Origin of the sequence: Chordicoccus furentiruminis, from assembly GCF_019355395.1 — a bacterium.
Taxonomy (GTDB): Bacteria; Bacillota; Clostridia; order Lachnospirales; family Lachnospiraceae; genus Chordicoccus; species Chordicoccus furentiruminis.
Window position 1 is genome coordinate 967,415 of sequence record NZ_CP048829.1, and the last position, 19,152, is coordinate 986,566.

Annotated in this window: 17 protein-coding genes and 1 riboswitch; of the genes, 1 reads left to right on the top strand and 16 read right to left on the bottom strand. The window is 59.6% G+C overall.

Going from position 1 to position 19,152, the window contains the following annotated elements; all coding sequences use genetic code 11:
• Positions 1-55: 55 nt before the first annotated feature.
• The 16 genes from ftsH to G4C92_RS04640 form a co-directional block, all read right to left on the bottom strand.
• A complete protein-coding gene (gene ftsH, locus G4C92_RS04565; RefSeq protein WP_274941408.1) occupies positions 56-1,909 on the bottom strand; it encodes an ATP-dependent zinc metalloprotease FtsH in 1,854 nt (617 codons plus the stop codon).
• A gap of 43 nt (positions 1,910-1,952) precedes the next feature.
• Complete coding sequence (gene hpt / locus G4C92_RS04570; protein WP_274941409.1) at positions 1,953-2,492, bottom strand: hypoxanthine phosphoribosyltransferase; 540 nt, start codon at positions 2,490-2,492, stop codon at positions 1,953-1,955.
• Positions 2,449-4,134, bottom strand: coding sequence for a tRNA lysidine(34) synthetase TilS (gene tilS, locus G4C92_RS04575; protein WP_274941410.1), 1,686 nt, complete (start codon positions 4,132-4,134; stop codon positions 2,449-2,451). Before tilS ends, hpt begins: the two co-directional genes overlap by 44 nt.
• A complete protein-coding gene (locus G4C92_RS04580) occupies positions 4,131-4,472 on the bottom strand; it encodes an FtsB family cell division protein (RefSeq protein ID WP_274941411.1) in 342 nt (113 codons plus the stop codon). The genes tilS and G4C92_RS04580 overlap by 4 nt, the downstream gene beginning before the upstream one ends.
• 128 nt (positions 4,473-4,600) lie before the next feature.
• Entirely contained in the window at positions 4,601-4,840 is a 240-nt protein-coding gene (locus G4C92_RS04585) for an RNA-binding S4 domain-containing protein (protein ID WP_274941412.1), read from the bottom strand.
• 79 nt (positions 4,841-4,919) lie between these two features.
• Positions 4,920-5,195 (bottom strand): HU family DNA-binding protein, encoded by a 276-nt coding sequence (locus G4C92_RS04590; RefSeq protein ID WP_274941413.1) that lies wholly within the window; start codon positions 5,193-5,195, stop codon positions 4,920-4,922.
• 197 nt (positions 5,196-5,392) lie between these two features.
• Positions 5,393-7,072: a phospho-sugar mutase gene (locus G4C92_RS04595; RefSeq protein WP_274941414.1), complete on the bottom strand. Its 1,680-nt coding sequence runs from the start codon at positions 7,070-7,072 to the stop codon at positions 5,393-5,395.
• A 222-nt stretch (positions 7,073-7,294) separates the two neighbouring features.
• Positions 7,295-8,065 carry an ABC transporter ATP-binding protein gene (locus G4C92_RS04600; protein ID WP_274941415.1) on the bottom strand — a complete coding sequence of 257 codons (771 nt, stop codon included), beginning with the start codon at positions 8,063-8,065 and terminating at the stop codon, positions 7,295-7,297.
• Between the two features lies 1 nt (position 8,066).
• Entirely contained in the window at positions 8,067-9,125 is a 1,059-nt protein-coding gene (locus G4C92_RS04605) for a FecCD family ABC transporter permease (protein WP_274941416.1), read from the bottom strand.
• A 1-nt stretch (position 9,126) separates the two neighbouring features.
• On the bottom strand, positions 9,127-10,059 hold the full coding sequence (locus G4C92_RS04610; protein WP_274941417.1) for an ABC transporter substrate-binding protein: 933 nt from the start codon (positions 10,057-10,059) through the stop codon (positions 9,127-9,129).
• Positions 10,060-10,082: 23 nt separating this feature from the next.
• Positions 10,083-10,294: riboswitch (cobalamin riboswitch) on the bottom strand.
• A 39-nt stretch (positions 10,295-10,333) separates the two neighbouring features.
• The gene (locus tag G4C92_RS04615; RefSeq protein WP_274940130.1) at positions 10,334-11,683 is read right to left on the bottom strand and encodes an ISL3 family transposase; all 1,350 of its coding nucleotides are present in this window, start codon (positions 11,681-11,683) and stop codon (positions 10,334-10,336) included.
• A 543-nt stretch (positions 11,684-12,226) separates the two neighbouring features.
• Entirely contained in the window at positions 12,227-14,080 is a 1,854-nt protein-coding gene (locus tag G4C92_RS04620) for a peptide ABC transporter substrate-binding protein (protein ID WP_274941418.1), read from the bottom strand.
• A 126-nt stretch (positions 14,081-14,206) separates the two neighbouring features.
• Positions 14,207-15,187 (bottom strand): ABC transporter ATP-binding protein, encoded by a 981-nt coding sequence (locus tag G4C92_RS04625; protein WP_274941419.1) that lies wholly within the window; start codon positions 15,185-15,187, stop codon positions 14,207-14,209.
• Complete coding sequence (locus tag G4C92_RS04630) at positions 15,184-16,209, bottom strand: ABC transporter ATP-binding protein (RefSeq protein ID WP_274941420.1); 1,026 nt, start codon at positions 16,207-16,209, stop codon at positions 15,184-15,186. The genes G4C92_RS04625 and G4C92_RS04630 overlap by 4 nt, the downstream gene beginning before the upstream one ends.
• Before the next feature lie 5 nt (positions 16,210-16,214).
• A complete protein-coding gene (locus tag G4C92_RS04635) occupies positions 16,215-17,276 on the bottom strand; it encodes an ABC transporter permease (RefSeq protein WP_274941421.1) in 1,062 nt (353 codons plus the stop codon).
• Positions 17,277-17,293: 17 nt separating this feature from the next.
• A complete protein-coding gene (locus G4C92_RS04640; protein ID WP_274941422.1) occupies positions 17,294-18,205 on the bottom strand; it encodes an ABC transporter permease in 912 nt (303 codons plus the stop codon).
• 419 nt (positions 18,206-18,624) lie between these two features.
• Between G4C92_RS04640 and G4C92_RS04645 the strand changes: the two genes are divergently transcribed.
• On the top strand, positions 18,625-19,143 hold the full coding sequence (locus tag G4C92_RS04645) for a peptidylprolyl isomerase (RefSeq protein WP_274941423.1): 519 nt from the start codon (positions 18,625-18,627) through the stop codon (positions 19,141-19,143).
• Positions 19,144-19,152: the final 9 nt, after the last annotated feature.

Genomic DNA, 19,152 nt, shown 5'->3' on the forward strand with positions numbered 1-19,152 from the left:
CTGTCCGATGATGTTCATACAGCCGGCGGACGCGGTTTCGTCCGGTCCTCTGCCGTTACTCCGCCGCCGTCACGGGACCTCCGGTCTCTGTCTGATCCGGAAGCGGCGCCGGCTCTTCCTCAAACAGCGCGTCAAATTCGGCGCCGCTGATCTTCTCCTTCTCAAGAAGAAGCTTTGCCGCGCTCTCCAGCACACCCCTGTGCTCAAGCACGATCCGTTTTGCCTCTGCGTAGCAGCTGTCGATGATGCGCCGTACCTCCTCGTCGATGGAGCTGGCTGTCGTGTCGCTGTAGCTTCGCGTCTTCTCGAAATCCCGTCCGATGAAGACCTCATCCGAATCGTCATAGGAGACGAGCCCCAGCTTCGACGAAAAGCCGTATTTCATCACCATCGCCTTGGCTGTCGCGGTCGCCTGCTTGAGATCCTGGGAGGCCCCGGTGGTGATATCGTCGAACACCAGTTCCTCCGCAACGCGTCCGCCCAGAGAGACCGTGATGTCCTCCAGCATCCTTCCGCGGGTGTTGAAGATCTCGTCGCGTTCCGGAAGCGGCATGGTGTACCCTGCCGCGCCCATCCCGGTCGGGATGATGGAGACGGAATAGACCGGTCCCACATCCGGCAGCACATGGAAGAGAATCGCATGGCCCGCCTCATGGTAGGCCGTGATCTCCTTGTCCTTGTCCGAGATCACCTTGCTCCGCTTCTCCGCGCCGATGCCGACCTTGATGAAGGCCTGACGGATATCATCCTGCCGGATGAACGCGTGTCCGCCGCGTGCCGCGCCGATTGCCGCCTCGTTGAGCAGGTTTTCGAGATCCGCGCCGGAGAATCCGGCCGTCGTCTGGGCGATCTGACGCAGATCCACGTCGTCTCCCAGCGGTTTTCCCACCGCGTGCACTTTGAGAATTTCCTCCCGGCCGCGCACGTCCGGCATACCGACCGCGACCTTCCGGTCAAACCGGCCCGGACGGAGGATCGCCGGATCAAGGATGTCCACCCGGTTCGTGGCCGCCATCACGATAATGCCTTCGTTGACACCGAAACCGTCCATCTCCACCAGAAGCTGGTTCAGCGTCTGCTCCCGCTCATCGTGGCCGCCGCCCAGTCCCGCACCTCTGCGGCGGGCGACCGCGTCGATCTCATCGATGAAGACAATGCAGGGATGATGCTTTTTCGCGTCCTCGAAAAGGTCACGGACGCGGGACGCGCCGACGCCGACAAACATCTCCACGAAGTCCGATCCGGAGATTGAGAAGAAGGGCACGCCGGCCTCGCCGGCCACCGCCTTCGCGATCAGCGTTTTGCCTGTCCCGGGAGGCCCCACGAGAATGACGCCCTTCGGAATCCGCGCGCCCACCCGGGTGTATTTATCGGGATGCTTCAGAAAATCGACGATCTCCTCGAGGTCCTGCTTTTCCTCCTCAAGTCCCGCCACATCACGGAAGGTGACGCCGCTGCTCTTGCCGTCGGACATCTGAGCCCGGCTCTTCCCGAAGTTCATCATCTGAGTGCCGCCGCCGCTCATCGACGAACGGTTCATCATCAGCATGAGCACGAACAGGAACACGGCGATCAGGAGCACCGGAAGGATGGTCGTCATGAACAGGCTCTCGGTCTTCACCGCCTCGACGATCACCATCACCTCGGGATGGTTCTGATTCAGATCTTCCTCAATGGCATTGACGTCCGTGTCGTTGAACGAATAGGTATCTCCCGACGTCTTCGTCACGCGGACTTCACCGGTCGGCACCTCGGCGTTCGGGCTGATCACCACCGTGGAGACGTCCTTTGACTTGAGGTCGGATACCAGATCGGCATACGTATACCCCGAGACTTCCCTGTTCCGGCTGCTCAGAGCCGAATACATACTGATCGCCAGCACGGCGACCAGCACATAAAACAAAATCATTCTGTACGGTTTCTGCTGCTGCAACGCTTTTCAACCCCTCTTGTCAGTCGAATTCCACGACGCCGATATACGGCAGGTTCCGGTATTTCTGCTCGAAATCCATGCCGCATCCGACGACGAACCGGTCCTCGATCTCAAAGCCCGTGTAATCGACCTTCACTTCCATCTCCCGCCGCTCCGGCTTGTCCAGAAGCGTGCAGAGCTTCAGGCTTCTCGGGTTTCTTGCTCTCAGCATGCCGAGCAAATAGTGAAGGGTCCGTCCGGAATCGATGATATCCTCAACCACCAGCACGTCCCGTCCGGCAAGCGGCTGGTCAAGATCCTTGAGAATCCGGACAACGCCGGTGGATTTCAGCTCGTCCCCGTAACTGGATACCGACATGAAGTCCAGCGTGACCGGCACATCCTCGCTGATGCAGCTGGACAGCTTCGTCATAAAATACACGCCGCCCTTCAGCACGCAGATCATGTGAATCACCCGGCCGCGATAGTCCTCGCTGATCCGGCGCCCGAGCTCCGCGGCTCTCCGATCCACTTCCTCACTGGATATCATCTGTTCGATATGATAAGTCCCCTCGCTCATTCCGCTCCTCCGCAGCTTCCACTTTCAATGCCCGCCCGGCAGACGGACCGATCCGGTAACGGTATCCGATCCGCCATCCGATCACCCAGACGATCTCGCTGCCGTCGGCGATCAGAAGGATCCGGTCCCTCACCGCCCGCGGCACCTTCTCGTTCGTAAAATAGTCCGAAAGGCTTTTCCTCATCCCGTCTCCCACCGTCAGAAAGTCGCCGGGACGGCGGGTTCGCACCGTTAAATGCCCATTTATTTTATCATAATCGATCCATTTCGTATACTGCATTTCGGGGACCGGCGCGGGCGGCGCCTCCGTCAGAGCAGCCGTCAGAACGAGGCCGCCGGCACGGAGGCGGGTCACCGCGCCGTGCTCCGCCGGAAGCGGCAGCGTGATGCCTGCGCCTTCACAGACCGCGTCCGAAAGCGGCCGCGAAAGGTACGACGCAGCGCCGTGCCGGCCTCCGTCCTTCGTCCCCGCGGTCAGCAGCAGGCCCTCCTGCACCCGGACGGCCCGCACGGTGCGCGGCAGGTCCATCCGCGCGCCGTTTTGCTTCCGCATCAGCGCGGCCATGCCTTCAAGATGCGCGCGTCCGATGTCTTTTGCCTCTCCGCCCGGCGTCACCCGTGCCAGCGCGGTCCGGAGAAGCTCGGCCCGCACCGCCGGCATCTCGCAGGTAAAAGCCGCGCGGACCAGAAGTCCTTCCGGTTTCTCTTCCAGATACCGGTCCGCGCGGGCGGCGGCGGAGGCGCGGACGAAATCGGCCGCTTCCGCCGCCGCCTCCGCCGCGCCGGCCAGATGACGGACAGCCTGGGCGTTGACCTCGGACGAAAGCAGAGGCAGGATATCAAGACGGATCCGGTTGCGGACCGCCTCTTTCTCTCCGTTGGTGGAGTCCTCGCACCATCTCCGGCCTTCCGCCTGCAGCGCGCTCACGATCTCCTCTCTCGTCAGACACAGCAGAGGGCGGATCACGAGCAGCTCCGGCCTTTCGCCGGAGAACGACCGGACCGGGCGCAGCGACCCGATCCCGGCCGGACCGCACCCGCGTGCCATCTGGAGCAGGACGTTCTCGGCGGCATCGTTCATCTGATGGGCGAGCGCAATCCGCACGCGGCCGAGCGGAACGGGCAGTTCCGCGGATCCGCTCCCGCACACGCACCGGTCCTCCGGAACGCTCCCGGCCAGGGATGAACCGGAGGATGCCGCGCCGGGTTCCGGACAGGCCGGGGCGGTCCCGGCATCAGGCTTCTCCCGATCCGGGCAGTCCGGAGCTCCGGCGCCCGCGGCGCGGATGGCCTCCCCGAACAGCAGCTCATAGCGGGCTCTGCGGCCTGCCTCCTCGAGCGTGAGTCCCTGCGCCTTCGCCTCCGCGGGCACGTCGCGGCGCGCGAGACGGAAGGGGACGCCGTGTGCGGCGCAGAGCGCGCGCACAAAGCCGGCGTCCCGATCCGCCTCTGCGCCGCGGATTCCGTGATGGACGTGCAGCACCGACAGACGCAGATGGAGCTTCGGCGCGAGCCGCAGAAGGGTATAAAATAGGAAAACCGAATCCGCGCCTCCGGAAACGCCCGCGATCACCCGATCCCCGTCGGCCAGCATGCCGGTTTCCCTGATCAGTTCATCAACCTTTTCTTCTGTCTTTCTCATGACTCCGCCTGTCTCAGAACGAGCTCGCCGCTCTCGACAAGACCCAGTCGGTCCTTCGCAGCCTGCTCCGCGTACTCGTCTGTCGACAGATAAGCCCGGTAGGACTCGATGCTCTTCGTCCGTTCCTTCTCACTGGCCATCGCGCTGCTCAGAGCGGCATGTCTCTCCCGTCCCGCGTCGATTTTTTTCTGCAGCCGGACGCCTTCGACCAGCAGCACGATGAAAAGCAGGCAGACGACCGTCAGAATCGCCAGCATCGCCAGCCTGTTCTCCGACGGTGCCCGACGCCTTCGCGTCTTTCTTCCTCCGCCTCTTCTCCGTCCCGACTGCCCCGCCATTCGCATTTCCTCCGATTCTGTTTCATATCCGCTATAATATCTTCCTATTACAAGGTGTCTTCCGCAGATCCCCTGCGTGCAACGCCCGCGCCCCGTCACAGCGGACGCGCCATCTTTCGCCGTCCGCCTCAGATATACTCGTACATATCGGGTGCATGCTCCTTCTTCGTCGTATCGAGAACCTGCGTCACCCGGACCCGGACCGTCTTCTCGCCGAACCGGATCTCGATGGTATCCCCGGCCTTGACCTCAGCCGATGCTTTCGCGGGTCTGTCGTTGACGCTGACCCGCCCGGCGTCGCAGGCCTCATTGGCCACCGTCCGCCGTTTGATCAGACGCGATACCTTCAGGTATTTGTCGAGCCTCATGCTTCGTCTCCTCTCCCTTACAGCGAAGCCCCCTGGCGCAAAAGCGTCAGGGGGCTGATTGTATGCCACAGAACTGTGATCACTGATTGATGGCATCCTTCAGAGCCTTGCCTGCCTTGAACTTCGGCGCTCTGGATGCTTCGATCTGCATGGACTCGCCGGTAGCCGGGTTTCTGCCTTCACGGGCTGCCCTCTCAGCGACCTCAAACGTTCCAAAGCCGACCAGCTGCACCTTCTCGCCCTTCTCAAGCTCCTTTGTGACAACGTCGATAAACGCCTTGACGGCTGCCTCGGAATCCTTTCTGGACAGTCCCGTCTCGGACGCGATGGCGGCAGCTAATTCAACCTTATTCATAAATCATCCTCCTGAATTTCGATCTTGCGATCTGATGTCTAAATAACTGGGGACCTTCCCCCGATTTGAGACTACTCATTTATACCCCGAATCACCGGGTATGTCAAGAAATATACTTCCGCCCCGCGCGGCCCGGGAGCGGCGTTTCCGGTTACGCCGCGCATCCTGTTCGCGGCTTGGGCGGCCCGCCGGCCGCTTCAGAACAGAGGCTTGAGCGCGGCCGCAAGCCGGTCTTTCTCCGCCTGAGCCTCCTCTTTGTCCCGGCCGAGCGTCGTGTAGTAGGCCTTGATCTTCGGCTCTGTGCCGGACGGACGGATGACCACCGTCTCATTGCCCTCCAGCGTGTAGATCAGGACGTTGGCCTTCGGAAGTCCCGTCTCCTCCGGCTTCTCGTAGTCCGTCGCCTTTACGACCTTCCGGCCGCCGATCTCCTCGGGCGGATTCCTGCGGAGCTTCTCCATGATGCCCGTCATCCGGTCCATGCCGCTGAGCCCAGGGAACTCGAAGCTGTCCACCTGATTGAGATAGCGTCCGTACTGGCTGTAGATCTCCTCCAGCCTCTGCTTGATGGAGGAGCCGATGCTCCGGTAGTAGGCCGCCATCTCGCAGATCAGCATCGACGCGACCACCGCGTCCTTGTCCCGCACATACGTGCCTGCAAGATAACCGTAGCTCTCCTCGAAGCCGAAGATGAAGCGATCTTCCTCCCCGTCCGCCTCGAGACGGGCGATCTGGTCTCCGATCCACTTGAATCCGGTCAGCGTGTGACGCAGCTCCACGCCGTAATGAGCCGCCACCTTGTCCGCCAGCGGTGTCGAGACGATGGATTTCACCGCCACCGGATGGGCCGGCATCGTGCCCTTCTCGATCCGCCCCGCGCAGATGTAGTCCATAAGCAGCACGCCCATCTCATTGCCTGTGACCAGCTCGTACGTTCCGTCCGGGCAGCGCATCGCGATGCCGACGCGGTCCGCGTCCGGATCAGTGGCCAGCATCAGGTCCGCGCCGGTCTTCGCCGCCAGCTCCAGCCCCTTCTCGAGAGCCTGGAAGATCTCCGGATTCGGGTACGGACAGGTGGTGAAATAGCCATTGGGGTACTCCTGCTCCGGCACGATGGTCACGTCGGTGATGCCGATGTCGCGCAGAACGTGGGTAACCGGCGCAAGTCCCGTCCCGTTCAGCGGGGAGTAGACCAGCTTCAGACCCGCGGTCTTCGCCAGCCCCGGTCGGACCTGACGTGACTCGATCGCCGCGTAGAGCGCCTCCTTGCAGTCATCTCCCACGAAGCGGATCAGGCCTTTCTCCACGCCTTCGGCGAAGGTCATGTACTTCGCGCCGGTCAGCACATCCGTCTTCTGGATCGCGTTGTACACCACAGACGCCGCGTCATCCGTCATCTGGCATCCGTCCGGCCCGTAAGCCTTGTAGCCGTTGTACTTCGCCGGATTGTGGGAGGCGGTGACCATGATACCTGCGTTGCAGTGATAGTAGCGTGTCGCGAAGCTGAGCGCCGGCACCGGCATCAGCTCGTCATAGATCCGGACGTGAATGCCGTTGGCTGCCAGCACGCCCGCCGCGTCCCGGGCGAAGGTCCAGCCCTTGAGACGGCTGTCGTAGCTGATTGCCACCGTCTGGGTTCCGCCCTGCGTCCTGACCCAGTCGGCCACTCCCTGCGTTGCCTGACGGACGACCCAGATGTTCATGCGGTTCGTCCCCGCACCCAGCGTGCCCCGGAGTCCCGCGGTTCCGAACTGCAGGGAGACCGCGAACCGGTCGCGGATCGCCTCCTCATCGCCCTCGATCTGTCTCAGCTCATTATGTAGATCGCAGTCGGCAAGATCCGCCTGAAGCCAGCGTCTGTACTCATCCTGATACATCATTACCCTCCTTCATGATTCATCCGATTTTCGTCCGCTCCGGGCCGCCCCGCGCGGGGACCGGCCGCAGCCACGCCATATTTTCATTATAGTAAGCTGGAAAATCGCGGTCAACTGTCAGAGATTGTCACTTGTGAAACCTTTGCTCAAAGAATAAACAGAGCCTGCCCGGACACGCCTCCGCGCGTCGGACAGGCTGTATCGCTTCGTCAGAGCCGGTTCTCACCGGTAATCGATGAACAAGCTCCCGTTATGAGTGAACACATCCGCCTTCAGTCCGTACAGCTTCCCCACCAGCTCGCCGCTGATCAGCTCGGAGGGCTGTCCCTCCGCGGCTACCCGGCCTCCGGCCATAACATAGATCCGCGTGCAGTATTTCGCCGCCAGACTCAGGTCATGGAGGGCCATCAGGACAGTTTTGCCGGAACGCTTCAGAATGGAGAGGATCTGGATCTGGCTTCCGATATCCAGATGATTGGTCGGCTCGTCCAGCACGATCAGCGGCGTTTCCTGGGCAAAGGCCCGCGCGATCAGCACCCGCTGCTTCTCGCCGCCCGACAATGAGAGAAAACTGCGCTCCTCAAGGCTGCCGAGACCGACCATGTCCAGCGCTCTCCGGACCGCTGCCTCGTCCGTTTCGTCCAGTGTTTCCGTCAGTTTTTTGACCGGATATCGTCCCATTTCGATCACTTCATGGACGGTAAAGTCAAAATCCGCGTGGTTCTCCTGGGCGACGACCGCCATCCGGCGGGCCATCCGGCGGTTGCCCATATGATCCAGCCGTTCTCCCTCCAGAAAGATATGACCCGAATCCGGCTTCAGCATTTTGTAAATGTTCTTGAGCAGCGTCGATTTGCCGCTCCCGTTCGGGCCGATGACGCCGACGAATTCTCTGTCGTCCACCTTCATGGAGATGTCGTGAAGAATCTCCGTTCCCCTGATCGAATAATGCAGATGCTCGGCCCTTATGGCCGGTAATTTTTCTTTTTCCATCTCAGCTGCCAAATGTGTATTTGCTCGAACGGACCATCCACAGAAAGAAGGGCGCGCCGATCATCGCCGTGATGATGCCGATCGGAATTTCGCTGGGCGCGTGTACCATCCTGGCTGCCACGTCCGACCAGATCAGGAACATACCGCCGACCAGCACGGACAGCGGAAGGACCTTCCGGTGGTCCGCCCCGACGATTGAGCGGACAATATGCGGTATGATCAGCCCGATGAAGCCGATGCACCCGGCCACCGCGACGGCGGTTCCCGTCAGCACCGCGCTGACGAAGATGATGAGGTTCCGGTCACGGTTCGTGTTCATGCCCAGCGTGACCGCGCTGCTCTCTCCCATCATCATGGCGTTCATACTCCTTGTGAGCGTCATGAGACAGATGAAGGCCGGCGGCAGCACCACAGCGGGTGGAATCAGATCCTCCCATTCCGCGCTGGCGAGGCTCCCCAGCATCCAGAAGGAGGCGTTTCTCACCTTCGTCTCGTCCGGGTTTACGTAAACGATGTAGTTGCCCACCGCCGAGAACAGCGCGGACGCCGCCATCCCCACGAGCACAAGCCGGATCGGGGCCACATCCGTCCCGGTCTTCGCCATCAGGTACACGGTGATGATGGAGAACATCGCTCCGCAGAAGGCTCCCGCCTCCGTCCGGTAACTGCCTAAGACCGAGAACACGGAGGTTGTCATCGCGACCACCGCCCCCAGATAGGAGCCGGAGGAAATCCCGAGGACGTAGGGGCTCGCCAGCGGATTCCGGGTAAAGGCCTGCATCGAGATGCCGGAAAGCGTCAGACTCATGCCGATCAGCGCATCCTCCAGCACTCTGGGCGTGCGCAGGGTCCAGATAATGTTCCGGGTATTCTCGTCGATGTCCGCGATCTCGCCGAGACCGAACTGCCGGTTCAGGATCACCCTCCATACGGTGCGGAAGGGAATGAAAACCGGTCCGATTCCCACCGCGCACACCACGGAGAGAATCAGAAGCGCTGCCAGGATGAGGCATCCTGACAGCGTATGCTTCCGAAAAAACGACCGAACAGACTGCAGCATATCAACCCGCCTGACTCCCGAAGCAGTCCGGATGGAACGCCTTGGCGAATTTCTCGATCGTGTCCGCCACACGGGAGCTGGCGAAGACCTCGGGAAGGGTGACGACTACATAGTTCTGGTTCTTGACTGCGGTGACGCCGGAAAGCGCCGCGTTGCTGTTCAGGCTGTCGATCTTCTCCTGCGCTGTGGTGTCCCCGTAATCGTTGATGACGATGACGTCCGGATTCTGGGCGACCACCTCTTCCCAGCTGACGGTGTTCCATGTCTCTGGCAGATTCTCGAACACGTTGACGCCGCCCGCATGACGGATCAGCTTGGACGTGAAATTGTTGCCCGGCGTATAGGCGCCGCCGTCCATATCGCAGTCAAAGTTAAAGACCTTCACCTGATCCTTGTCCTTCACTTTGTCCTCAATATCGGCGATCTTCGCCTTCAGCCCGTCCACGACCTCGTCGGCCTTGTCTTCCACCTGAAAGATCCGACCGAGATTGTAGAAGTCCTGATAGACATCCTCCACATCCGCCCCGAGTTTGTAGCCTTCGATGGAGGAAAGAGACATAATGCTGAGCTCGCTGAGCTTGTCATGGGTCGCGATCGCCGTGTCCTTGTCCGAGAAGGCCGAGCTTCTGCCATAGATGAAATCCGGCTTCAGATTCAGCACCACCTCCAGCGAGGGATACTCGTCCGCGATGACCGGGAACGCCTCGTACTCTTTCCTGTACGGCTCCGCGACCTCGGCGTTGTTGTAGCAGGTGCCGATGATCTTGTCCCCGAGTCCGAGGGCCATCAGCTCCTCGCCCGTGTTCGGGTTCGTGCTGAGAACCCGCTCCGGCACATGCGTAAAAGTGACGACCTGATCGTCCTTCGTCGTGAGCGTAAACGGAAAGGCGCCGCCGTCCGCCGTGCTCTCCGCGCCGCTTGCGGCGTCCGGCATCGCGGATGACGCCGCAGCTTATGAGTTCCCGATCAGTCGCAGCAGGTCTTCTGACTTGTATCCTTGAGCGAACCCGTTCTGCCTTCTCAGGAATCCCCCAATGGCTGATTTTCATCCCGAACCGGTTCAGATACACACAGCGGCGGTACCGTGCATGACTTTCACATGCTTCTCTATTCTCCTTCCGCCGTCACCGTTCGGAGCGGCGAAAGGCACTGCGCCTTACTCCATATGAAGTTCTACCAGTTCATTATAAAATCGTGTGGAATAAGGCTCAGTCACATTTTCTGTGTGATGCAGGGTTCCGGTCATAGTCCCGACGGCTGATGTCGAAGATCTTCAGGAAGAAGTATTCGTCATCTGGATAGCCATAGCCCTGCCGCCTGAGTGTTTTGATCTTGTTGTTCAGTCCTTCGATCTTTCCGGCTGAGATCCGGTAAGTCGCATGGGCAATGATACCTTCAAAGTGGTTTTCAATCAGGCGGCCGAACCACCGCAGATGTCTGTTCCCTGTGGCGAAGCAGATATCTATGGTCTCAGTCATCATCTCCGCCATGACTACTTCACTGGTCTGCCGGTACGCCTCGCTGAGTTTCTCCTTGATGAGATCCAGCGTGAACAGGAGCTCGTTTTCCGCAAGGAGCGCGTCATACTTTGCCTCATATCCGGACTTCCGGATGACCTCTTCCTTATTGAAGAGACCGCCGCCCTTTGACAACACTTTGCCCTCAGATGCTTCCTGATCCTTCCGCTGAAGGGTCGAGCGGCTGGACGTAAGGATATAGCGGGTGCGCTTGAGTGCCCTGGCTGCTTCGAGGTTTCCTTCTTCAGTGAGCCGTCTCTGCTCATCGCGCCGGACTTCGCTGACCACCTTATCATTGAAGTTTTTGACGATGTGGAAGTAGTCGAATACCGGCTGGATCCATTCGCAGCGCTCCTCGAAGGCCTCCTGGAAATCGGAATTCATGTCGCAGGCGACAGCTTCTACGCTTTCCATCCACTCCATCCCGACATGGTCAATGAAGTCGTAGACGACCTGCTTCTTCTTGCCGTGGCCGATCCAGAGGACGTGGCCGCGCTCCATGTCGATGATGTGCGTAGCGTAGCGGTGCCCGTTATGCAGCTTGAACTCATCGATACCAAGAAACTTTGCCTTATGTTCCGGCTTACGCAGCTTTTTGCCGTCAATCGTATACGCATCCTGCAGGCGCTTTTTATCGATTGCCTTGACAACGTTTTTCCCAAGGCCGGTGATCTCGGAAACCTGCTTGAGTGTATATGTTCCATGAGCCAAAAGATCCCGGGTGTACTGGTACAGTTCTTCCGTGATCCGGTGCCCATCCGCTTTAAAAGAGATGAACTGGGAATGTGTCCCGCCGCATTCCGGACACCGAAACTGGTTATGCGGAAACACAACACTGGAGAGATTCCCGCCGATGCAAAGATGCCGCAGAGTGATCTCCGGATGCTGGTTCACATGCATCCTCGCGCCGCACTCCGGACAGACCGTTTCTTCCGGAGGGACATCCAGCGTACCGTGGTAGCAGAAGACTTTTCTGCCGGATACCGCTTCATGAACGGTAGTCTCCGTATTATGGAAGCCATACAGGCAGCACGGAATCATCAAAAAATCTGTTGATTCTGCAAATGTGAGTTGTCCGTCAGCCTCAGGTCGGATATACTGCATGATGAAGGGTCTCCTTTGGATTGTGGTATCTCATCTTGCCAGGATGATACGTACAACCTTACAGGATGATCCTTCTTTTATTCAAGTGTAAAGGTGCAAAGTGTTATAAGCAGGCTGTTCTTAGGCTCCTGAGCCTGAGGCATAGAAACAGCCACCCTGCGAAGCAGGGCCTGCCCTTGGCGGGTTCTGGCAGAAACGCTATACTGAGCAGCCGATATGGTGAAGAAGGCAGGCTGTTCTTGAGTTCTTCACCGTCGGCACTTAAGCCGCAGCGTTTCTGACAGGTTCAGTCAAGGGTGGCGTACGTAACCAGTAACCATCAAGCACACAGAAAAAGTGATTGACCCTGGAATAAAGTCAAGATATATTATCTTTTCGCATCGCCGTCCTGAAGCATTTCCAGAAAGGCCGCAAAATGCCGAAAAAAAGGAGGCGCCCGAAGGCGCCCCCCTTACGTGACCGCAGTCAGCTGCATGTTCCTTATTCAGCCACGGATGCAGCGGCGGAAGCAGCTTCCGCGCTCTTGCCGAACTGCGGATCGTCGTTGCCGGAATTCGATGCGAACATCTCCAGCATGTTGATCGGGTCGTTGTAGTCGGCGAGCCATCCCTCACGGGCGAAGTCGAAGTTGCCGGCCTTTCTCTCGTCGACGAAGACGTTCCACTCCTCGGTGTCGATCTCGACATTGATGCCCACCACGGAGAGGTCGCTCTGGATCGCCTGGGCGATTGCCTCGTGACCCGTGCCGCTGTTGGTCAGATAGGTGAGGTTGAGCGGCGTCTCATCGGAGAGCATGCCGTCGTCCGTGAACTTGTAGCCGGCGTACTCGAGCAGCGCCTGTGCCGCCTCGACGTTGGCGTCGTCATCGGTGCCAGTGGTCTCCGGATAGTAACCCGTCGCGTCCTTCACCGGATAGGTGTAGGCGTCGGAGTTCTCCTTGAAGGTGCCGCCGTTGCCGTCCGCCATACCGACCGGAATGAAGGAGGTCGCCACCTTCTGCTCGGTCTGGCCGATGTTCTCGATGATGTACTGGCGGTCAATCAGCAGAGAGATCGCCTTGCGCATCGCGTTGGCCTGATCGACGGTCTTGCCCTCGAAGATCGGGCTGTTTACGTTGAAGCACGCATAATAGGTGCCGAGGTTGTCCACGACATGGAAGTCGTCGTTGTCCTTGATGGACGCGATCTCGTTGGTCGGAACCGTATCCGCGAAGTCAAGGTCGCCGGACTGGTACGCCGCGTAGATCGCGGTGTCGTCTGCGCTCAGCATGAAATCAAGCTCCGGAATCTTGACCTCATCCGCCTTGAACCAGTTGTCGTTCTTCTTGAGAACGATGGACTGGTTGTGATCCCAGGAGGTCATCGTGTAGGCACCGTTGGTGATGTAGCCGGCTTCCGTCGCCCACGCGCCCGGGTTGGAGCCGTCCTTGTCAGCCGCCTCGACCGCCGCCTGCGGGACCGGATAGAAGGCCGGGAACGCAGCCAGATCAAGGAAGTACGCGCACGGCGCAAGCAGCTTCGCGGTCAGCGTCGTGTCGTCCGTCGCCTTGACGTCGATCGCGCCGTCGCTGTCCGTCGCGAAGGTATCCGTGAAGAGATAGGAGTAGTCCGCGCCGGTCTTCGGATCAGCCGCCCGCTTCCAGGCGTACTCGAAGTCCTTCGCCGTCAGGGCGCTGCCATCCGACCACTTCAGGTCTTTCTTCAGATGGAAGGTGTAGGTGAGGCCGTCGTCGGAGACTTCATACGGGTTGTCGTCGTCCGCGCACTCCGGAACGAGGTTGCCGTCCTTGTCATAGGAATACAGGCCGCTGAACATGTTGACGACCATGCACGCGCCGTCAACCGTCGTATTCAGCGCCGGATCCAGCTTCGCCGGCTCGGACGCCAGATTGATCTTCAGGACGTCGCGCGGAGCCGTCGCGTTGCGGAAATACTTGAAGCCGAAGAGGTTGGAATAGATGCCGTCCACGTCGGTCTTCTGCAGATAAAGATCGTTGTAGTAATAGATCGGGATGACCGCGCCGGTGCCCATCAGGATATCCTCTGCCTGATGCATCAGCTTCACACGCTCATCCGTCGGGATGTTGGATTTGATCTTCTTGATCAGCTCGTCGTACTCCGACCAGTCCGGCGCCGCCGAATTGTAGCCCGCGCCCTTGTAGGTCACGCCGTGAGGTGTCGGATAGAGGTCCGTCACGTCGCCCGGCAGAGCCGATTCAGCCGACTCCGTGGCCGCAGCCGACTCAACCGCTGAATCCGCCATCACGACGGTGGAGCCCAGCATGCCGACCGCTGTGATGCCGGCAAGGCAGAATGACAGTACTCGATTCTTCATACTTTGTCCTCCTTATTTTCCCAGGAATCATGTCCTGTTCGTGTACGGTGCCAATTATAGCATCAATTCGCCGCCTCCGTCTATGGATGGTTCACAATTCCGTCACAAAAAGGCGGCGGACCGCCGTCAGCGGTTGAAGCAGGCAACCATATGACCGCCGCCCCGGTCCGTGAGCGCCGGCGTCTCCCGGGCGCACTGCTCCGTCGCGTACTTGCAGCGCGTGCGGAACGCGCAGCCGGAAGGCATCCGGAGCGGAGACGGTACGTCGCCCTCCAGAATAATCCGCTTCTGATTCCTCGCGGTCTCCGGATCCGGGATCGGCACCGCGGAGAGCAGGGACAGGGTGTACGGGTGGATCGGATTTTCGTTCAGTTCATCGGCGTCCGCCATCTCCACGATCCGGCCGAGGTACATGACCGCGATCCGGTCGGAGATATGATGGACCACCAGCAGGTCGTGGGCGATGAAAAGATACGCCACGCCCAGCTTCTCCTGCAGCTCCTCGAACATATTGACGACCTGGGCCTGAATCGAGACGTCCAGCGCCGAAACCGGCTCGTCGCAGACGATGAATTTCGGATTCACGGCCAGCGCCCGGGCGATGCCGATCCGCTGCCGCTGTCCGCCGGAGAACTCATGCACATAGCGCGTCGCGTGCTCGGCATTGAGGCCGACCAGCTCCATCAGGTTCAGAATCTTCTCCCGGCGCTCCGCCTTCGTCTGGTACAGATGATGAACGTCCAGCGGCTCCCCGATGATATCCTCCACCGTCATGCGGGGGTCCAGCGAGGAGTACGGGTCCTGAAACACCATCTGCATCTGACGGCGGTAGTCGTGCATGTTCTTCTCCGTGACCTCCGCGCCGTTGAAGCGGATGGTTCCGCCGGTCGGCTTGTAGAGATGCAGCAGCGTCCGGCCGACCGTCGTCTTGCCGCAGCCGGACTCGCCCACGAGGCCCAGCGTCTCGCCCGGACGGATCCGGAAGCTGACGCCGTCCACGGCCTTCAGCATCGTGGTCTTGCCGAAGCCGGTGTGAATCGGGAAGTATTCCTTCAGGTCCTCGACCTCGACGAGATACTCGCTCGTTCCTTCTTTTACGTCGCTCATCGCTCCGGCACCTCCATATAATTGTGATTCCTGACGTTCACCCAGCAGGACGCGAAATGGCCGTCCGGCATCCGGAGTTCCGGCGGAACGTCCGTGAGACAGATCTTCATCGCCTCATCGCAGCGCGCGCAGAACGCGCAGCCCTTCGGCATGTTGAGCAGGTTGATCGGGTTGCCTCCGATCGGCACCAGCTTCTCCTTCATGTTGTCCACGCGGGGAATGGAGCGGAGCAGACCCTTGGTGTACTCGTGGCAGGGCCGGTAGAAAATGTCGTCCGCCGTACCTCTCTCGCAGATCCGGCCGCCGTACATGACCACGATCTCATCCGCCATCTGGGCGATGACGCCCAGATCGTGGGTCACGATGATGATCGCCATCTTCAGTTTCTTCTGCAGATCCTGCATCAGTTCCAGAATCTGCGCCTGAATCGTCACGTCGAGCGCCGTGGTCGGCTCGTCCGCGATCAGGATATCCGGTTCCGAGACCAGCGCCATCGCGATCATCACGCGCTGCCGCATACCGCCGGATAATTCGTGAGGATACTGACGGATCCGTCTCTCCGCGTCGTTGATGCCTACCAGCTTCAGCATCTCCAGTGATTTCTGATACGCCGCCTCGCGGGATACCTGCTTATGCGTCAGGATCGCCTCGCGGATCTGGTTTCCCACTGTGTACACCGGATTCAGCGAGGTCATGGGATCCTGGAAGATCATGGAGCATTTCTTGCCGCGGAAATCCGCCATCTGCTTCTCGCTGTATTTCGTGATGTCCTCGCCCCGGTAGAGAACCTGGCCCTCAGTGATGTGTCCGTTCTGCTCCAGAATCCGCATGATCGAGTAGGCCGTGACGGATTTGCCGGAGCCGGACTCGCCCACGATTCCCAGCGTCGTGCCGGGGAACAGCTTGAAATTCACGCCGTTGACCGCCCTCACCTCACCCTTGTCCGTCGTGAAGGAGGTGTGGAGGTTCCGTACCTCCAGAATCGGCGTTTTCTCATCATTCGCAGTCCTTGCGTCTGCCATCTTGCTTACCTCCTCAGTTTCGGATCAAATGCGTCTCTCAGACCGTCGCCCAGCAGGTTGAACGCCAGCACGATCAGGATGATGGTGACAGCCGGGAACACCAGCTGCATCGGGTAGCTCTGCAGTCCCTGCCGGGCCGCGTTGGCCAGCGAGCCCAGCGACGGCATCGGGGCCTTGACGCCCATGCCAACGAAGGAAAGGAAGGATTCGGTGAAAATCGCCGACGGCACCTGCAGCGCCGTCGTAATGATGATGACGCTGACGCAGTTCGGGATGATGTGCTTCCGGATGATCCGGCCCGAGCTCGCGCCGACCGCCTTCGCCGCGAGGATGTACTCGTTGTTCTTGATGGTGAGGATCTCGCCGCGGACCAGCCGGGCCATGCTGACCCAGTACAGGAGGCCGAAGACGATGAAGATCGAGATCATGTTGGATCCAAGAGACTGGACCAGCTTGTTCTTGCTGTTCGTCAGCGTCTCGTTGAGCACCACCGAGAGGAGGATGATGATCAGCATGTCCGGCAGCGAGTAGATCACGTCAACAATCCGCATCATGATGAGGTCCACCCGCCCTCCGGCGTACCCTGATATGGATCCGTAGACCACGCCGATGATGAGCACGAGGATCGCCGCGAAGACACCGACGAACAGAGAAATTCTCGTCCCGTAGACAACGCGGATAAAATAGTCGCGGCTCAGCGAATCGGTTCCCATGATGTGAGGAAAGAGCTTCTTTCCCGTCTTTTCCATATACTTCTGTTCATTCTCCGAATACTCGAAGGGGCCGAGGTTCTTGGCGCCGCGGTCGCGCTTCCCGTCTACGCGGATGATCTCCGAGTAGCTGTAGGGGACGACAGCCGGGGCAACGACGATCGTCGCAATGATCAGAGCCAGCACGACGATGGAGGCCACCGCCAGCGGGTTCCGCATCAGCTTCCGCATTCCGTCTCTGAAGAAGGTCGTGGACCTGCTCATGACGTCGGCCTGCTGCTTCTCCTCATCCGTCGCCTTCTCGAATTTGCTGAGATCGATCTGAAGACTCAGCGGGTTCTTCTTTGGCATTTCCATACTGCTTTTCGTCCTCCTTAGTCCAGAGTGATTCTCGGGTCGACGACCTTGTAAAGGATATCGCTGAGAAGGTTCATCACGATCATGATCACCGCCAGAAAGATCGTCGTCGCCATGATCATCGGATAGTCACGGTTCGAGATCGACTGGACGAACTGCTGTCCGAGTCCGCCGATGGTGAAGATGTTCTCGACGACCAGCGATCCTGTCAGAATGCTGGCCAGCATCGGTCCGACATATGTGATCACAGGAATCAGCGCGTTCCGGAGGGCATGCTTGAAGATCACTCTGACAGTGGGTACGCCCTTGGCGCGGGCGGTGCGGATGTAGTCCTGCCCCAGCACGTCCAGCATGCTCGTCTTGGTCAGTCGCGTGATGTAGGCGGTCGGATAGGCCGCCAGCGAGATGACGGGAAGAATCAGGGAGCGGCTGCTGGCGTCCCAGACCGGCAGCACCTTCAGCTGGATGCAGAAGATCATCAGCAGGAAAGTCGCGAAGACGAAGGACGGCATGGCCGTGAAGAGGGTGGTGAAGAAGATGATCACCCGATCCGGCCAGCGGTTTCGGAACAGTGCGGCCAGCGCTCCCAGAATGATACCGATGATGACGGCGAACAGAGCGGCCAGCCCGCCGATGGTGGCGGAGACGCCGAAGCAGTTGCGGATCGTCGTCGAGATGTCGCGCCCGGTTTTCAGTGAGACGCCGAAATCTCCGTGCAGGATGCCCTTCATGTAGATGATGAACTGCTCAGGCACCGGCTTGTCGAGATTGTACCTTGCCTCCAGAGCCTTCTTGGTCGCCGGCGACAACGCTTTTTCCGAGTTGAACGGTCCGCCCGGTACAGCGTTCATGGCGAAGAATGTGATCATGCAGATCACCAGGATGGATACGATTGCGAGAATCACCCGCTTTACAATATACTTTGCCATACTGTTCCTTTCTAACGTTCAGATTTCTGATGGCTCCCCGCCCAAAATGCGCGCCGCGGGCCGCCGGATCCGTTCACTCTCCGGGCTCCTTCCCTGAACAGCTGCCAGAATAAGAAAATGCCGGACCACAGACCGCATCCGTCGGCCTGTCCGGCACTTCACCAAAGCAAAGAGTCACCGCTATTATAAAAGCTGCGCATTGCACTGTCAATGAAGCGTCTCTCAAAAAAACACCGAAATTCCGCTTCTTTTCACAAAAAAACGGCTTGGAGCCGTGGTGTTTTTCCCGATGTTGTGCGATACTGAAAAGAAGCAGAAACGCGCCTTTGCGGCCGCTTCAGCCCCGCCTCCCGCGTTTCCGGCGCGGAGACGGTCTCACATCTGCATTTCACACCGCATATGATAAGGAGATTCGTACTATGGACAATCCAGTTGTCACGATCACGATGGCGGACGGCGGCGTGATCCGGGCTGAGCTTTACCCGGACACTGCTCCGAATACGGTCCGCAACTTCATCTCTCTGGTAAAAAAAGGATTCTACGACGGACTGATCTTTCACAGAGTGATTCCGGGGTTCATGATCCAGGGCGGCGATCCCACCGGAACCGGCATGGGCGGTCCGGGCTATGAGATCCGCGGCGAATTCAGCACCAACGGCTTCGACAACGGGCTCCGCCACACCGCGGGTGTGCTCTCGATGGCCCGTGCGATGGACCCTGACTCCGCCGGCAGCCAGTTCTTCATCATGCACGCGGACGCGCCCCATCTCGACGGACAGTACGCCGCCTTCGGCAAGGTGACGGACGGAATGGACGTCGTCAACCGGATCGCGGAGACGGAAACGGACTGGAACGACCGTCCGAAGGCAGATCAGGTCATGAAGACGGTCACAGTGGAGACCTTCGGAACGGATTATCCGGAGCCGGAGAAGGCCTGATCGGAGGCG

Excerpts from the sequence above, each read along its gene's own strand:
- ftsH (WP_274941408.1), bottom strand. The coding sequence starts at position 1,909 with ATGATTTTGTTTTATGTGCTGGTCGCCGTGCTGGCGATCAGTATGTAT.
- hpt (WP_274941409.1), bottom strand. The coding sequence starts at position 2,492 with ATGAGCGAGGGGACTTATCATATCGAACAGATGATATCCAGTGAGGAA.
- tilS (WP_274941410.1), bottom strand. The coding sequence starts at position 4,134 with ATGAGAAAGACAGAAGAAAAGGTTGATGAACTGATCAGGGAAACCGGC.
- G4C92_RS04580 (WP_274941411.1), bottom strand. The coding sequence starts at position 4,472 with ATGGCGGGGCAGTCGGGACGGAGAAGAGGCGGAGGAAGAAAGACGCGA.
- G4C92_RS04585 (WP_274941412.1), bottom strand. The coding sequence starts at position 4,840 with ATGAGGCTCGACAAATACCTGAAGGTATCGCGTCTGATCAAACGGCGG.
- G4C92_RS04590 (WP_274941413.1), bottom strand. The coding sequence starts at position 5,195 with ATGAATAAGGTTGAATTAGCTGCCGCCATCGCGTCCGAGACGGGACTG.
- G4C92_RS04595 (WP_274941414.1), bottom strand. The coding sequence starts at position 7,072 with ATGTATCAGGATGAGTACAGACGCTGGCTTCAGGCGGATCTTGCCGAC.
- G4C92_RS04600 (WP_274941415.1), bottom strand. The coding sequence starts at position 8,065 with ATGGAAAAAGAAAAATTACCGGCCATAAGGGCCGAGCATCTGCATTAT.
- G4C92_RS04605 (WP_274941416.1), bottom strand. The coding sequence starts at position 9,125 with ATGCTGCAGTCTGTTCGGTCGTTTTTTCGGAAGCATACGCTGTCAGGA.
- G4C92_RS04610 (WP_274941417.1), bottom strand. The coding sequence starts at position 10,059 with ATGCCGGACGCCGCAAGCGGCGCGGAGAGCACGGCGGACGGCGGCGCC.
- G4C92_RS04615 (WP_274940130.1), bottom strand. The coding sequence starts at position 11,683 with ATGATTCCGTGCTGCCTGTATGGCTTCCATAATACGGAGACTACCGTT.
- G4C92_RS04620 (WP_274941418.1), bottom strand. The coding sequence starts at position 14,080 with ATGAAGAATCGAGTACTGTCATTCTGCCTTGCCGGCATCACAGCGGTC.
- G4C92_RS04625 (WP_274941419.1), bottom strand. The coding sequence starts at position 15,187 with ATGAGCGACGTAAAAGAAGGAACGAGCGAGTATCTCGTCGAGGTCGAG.
- G4C92_RS04630 (WP_274941420.1), bottom strand. The coding sequence starts at position 16,209 with ATGGCAGACGCAAGGACTGCGAATGATGAGAAAACGCCGATTCTGGAG.
- G4C92_RS04635 (WP_274941421.1), bottom strand. The coding sequence starts at position 17,276 with ATGGAAATGCCAAAGAAGAACCCGCTGAGTCTTCAGATCGATCTCAGC.
- G4C92_RS04640 (WP_274941422.1), bottom strand. The coding sequence starts at position 18,205 with ATGGCAAAGTATATTGTAAAGCGGGTGATTCTCGCAATCGTATCCATC.
- G4C92_RS04645 (WP_274941423.1), top strand. The coding sequence starts at position 18,625 with ATGGACAATCCAGTTGTCACGATCACGATGGCGGACGGCGGCGTGATC.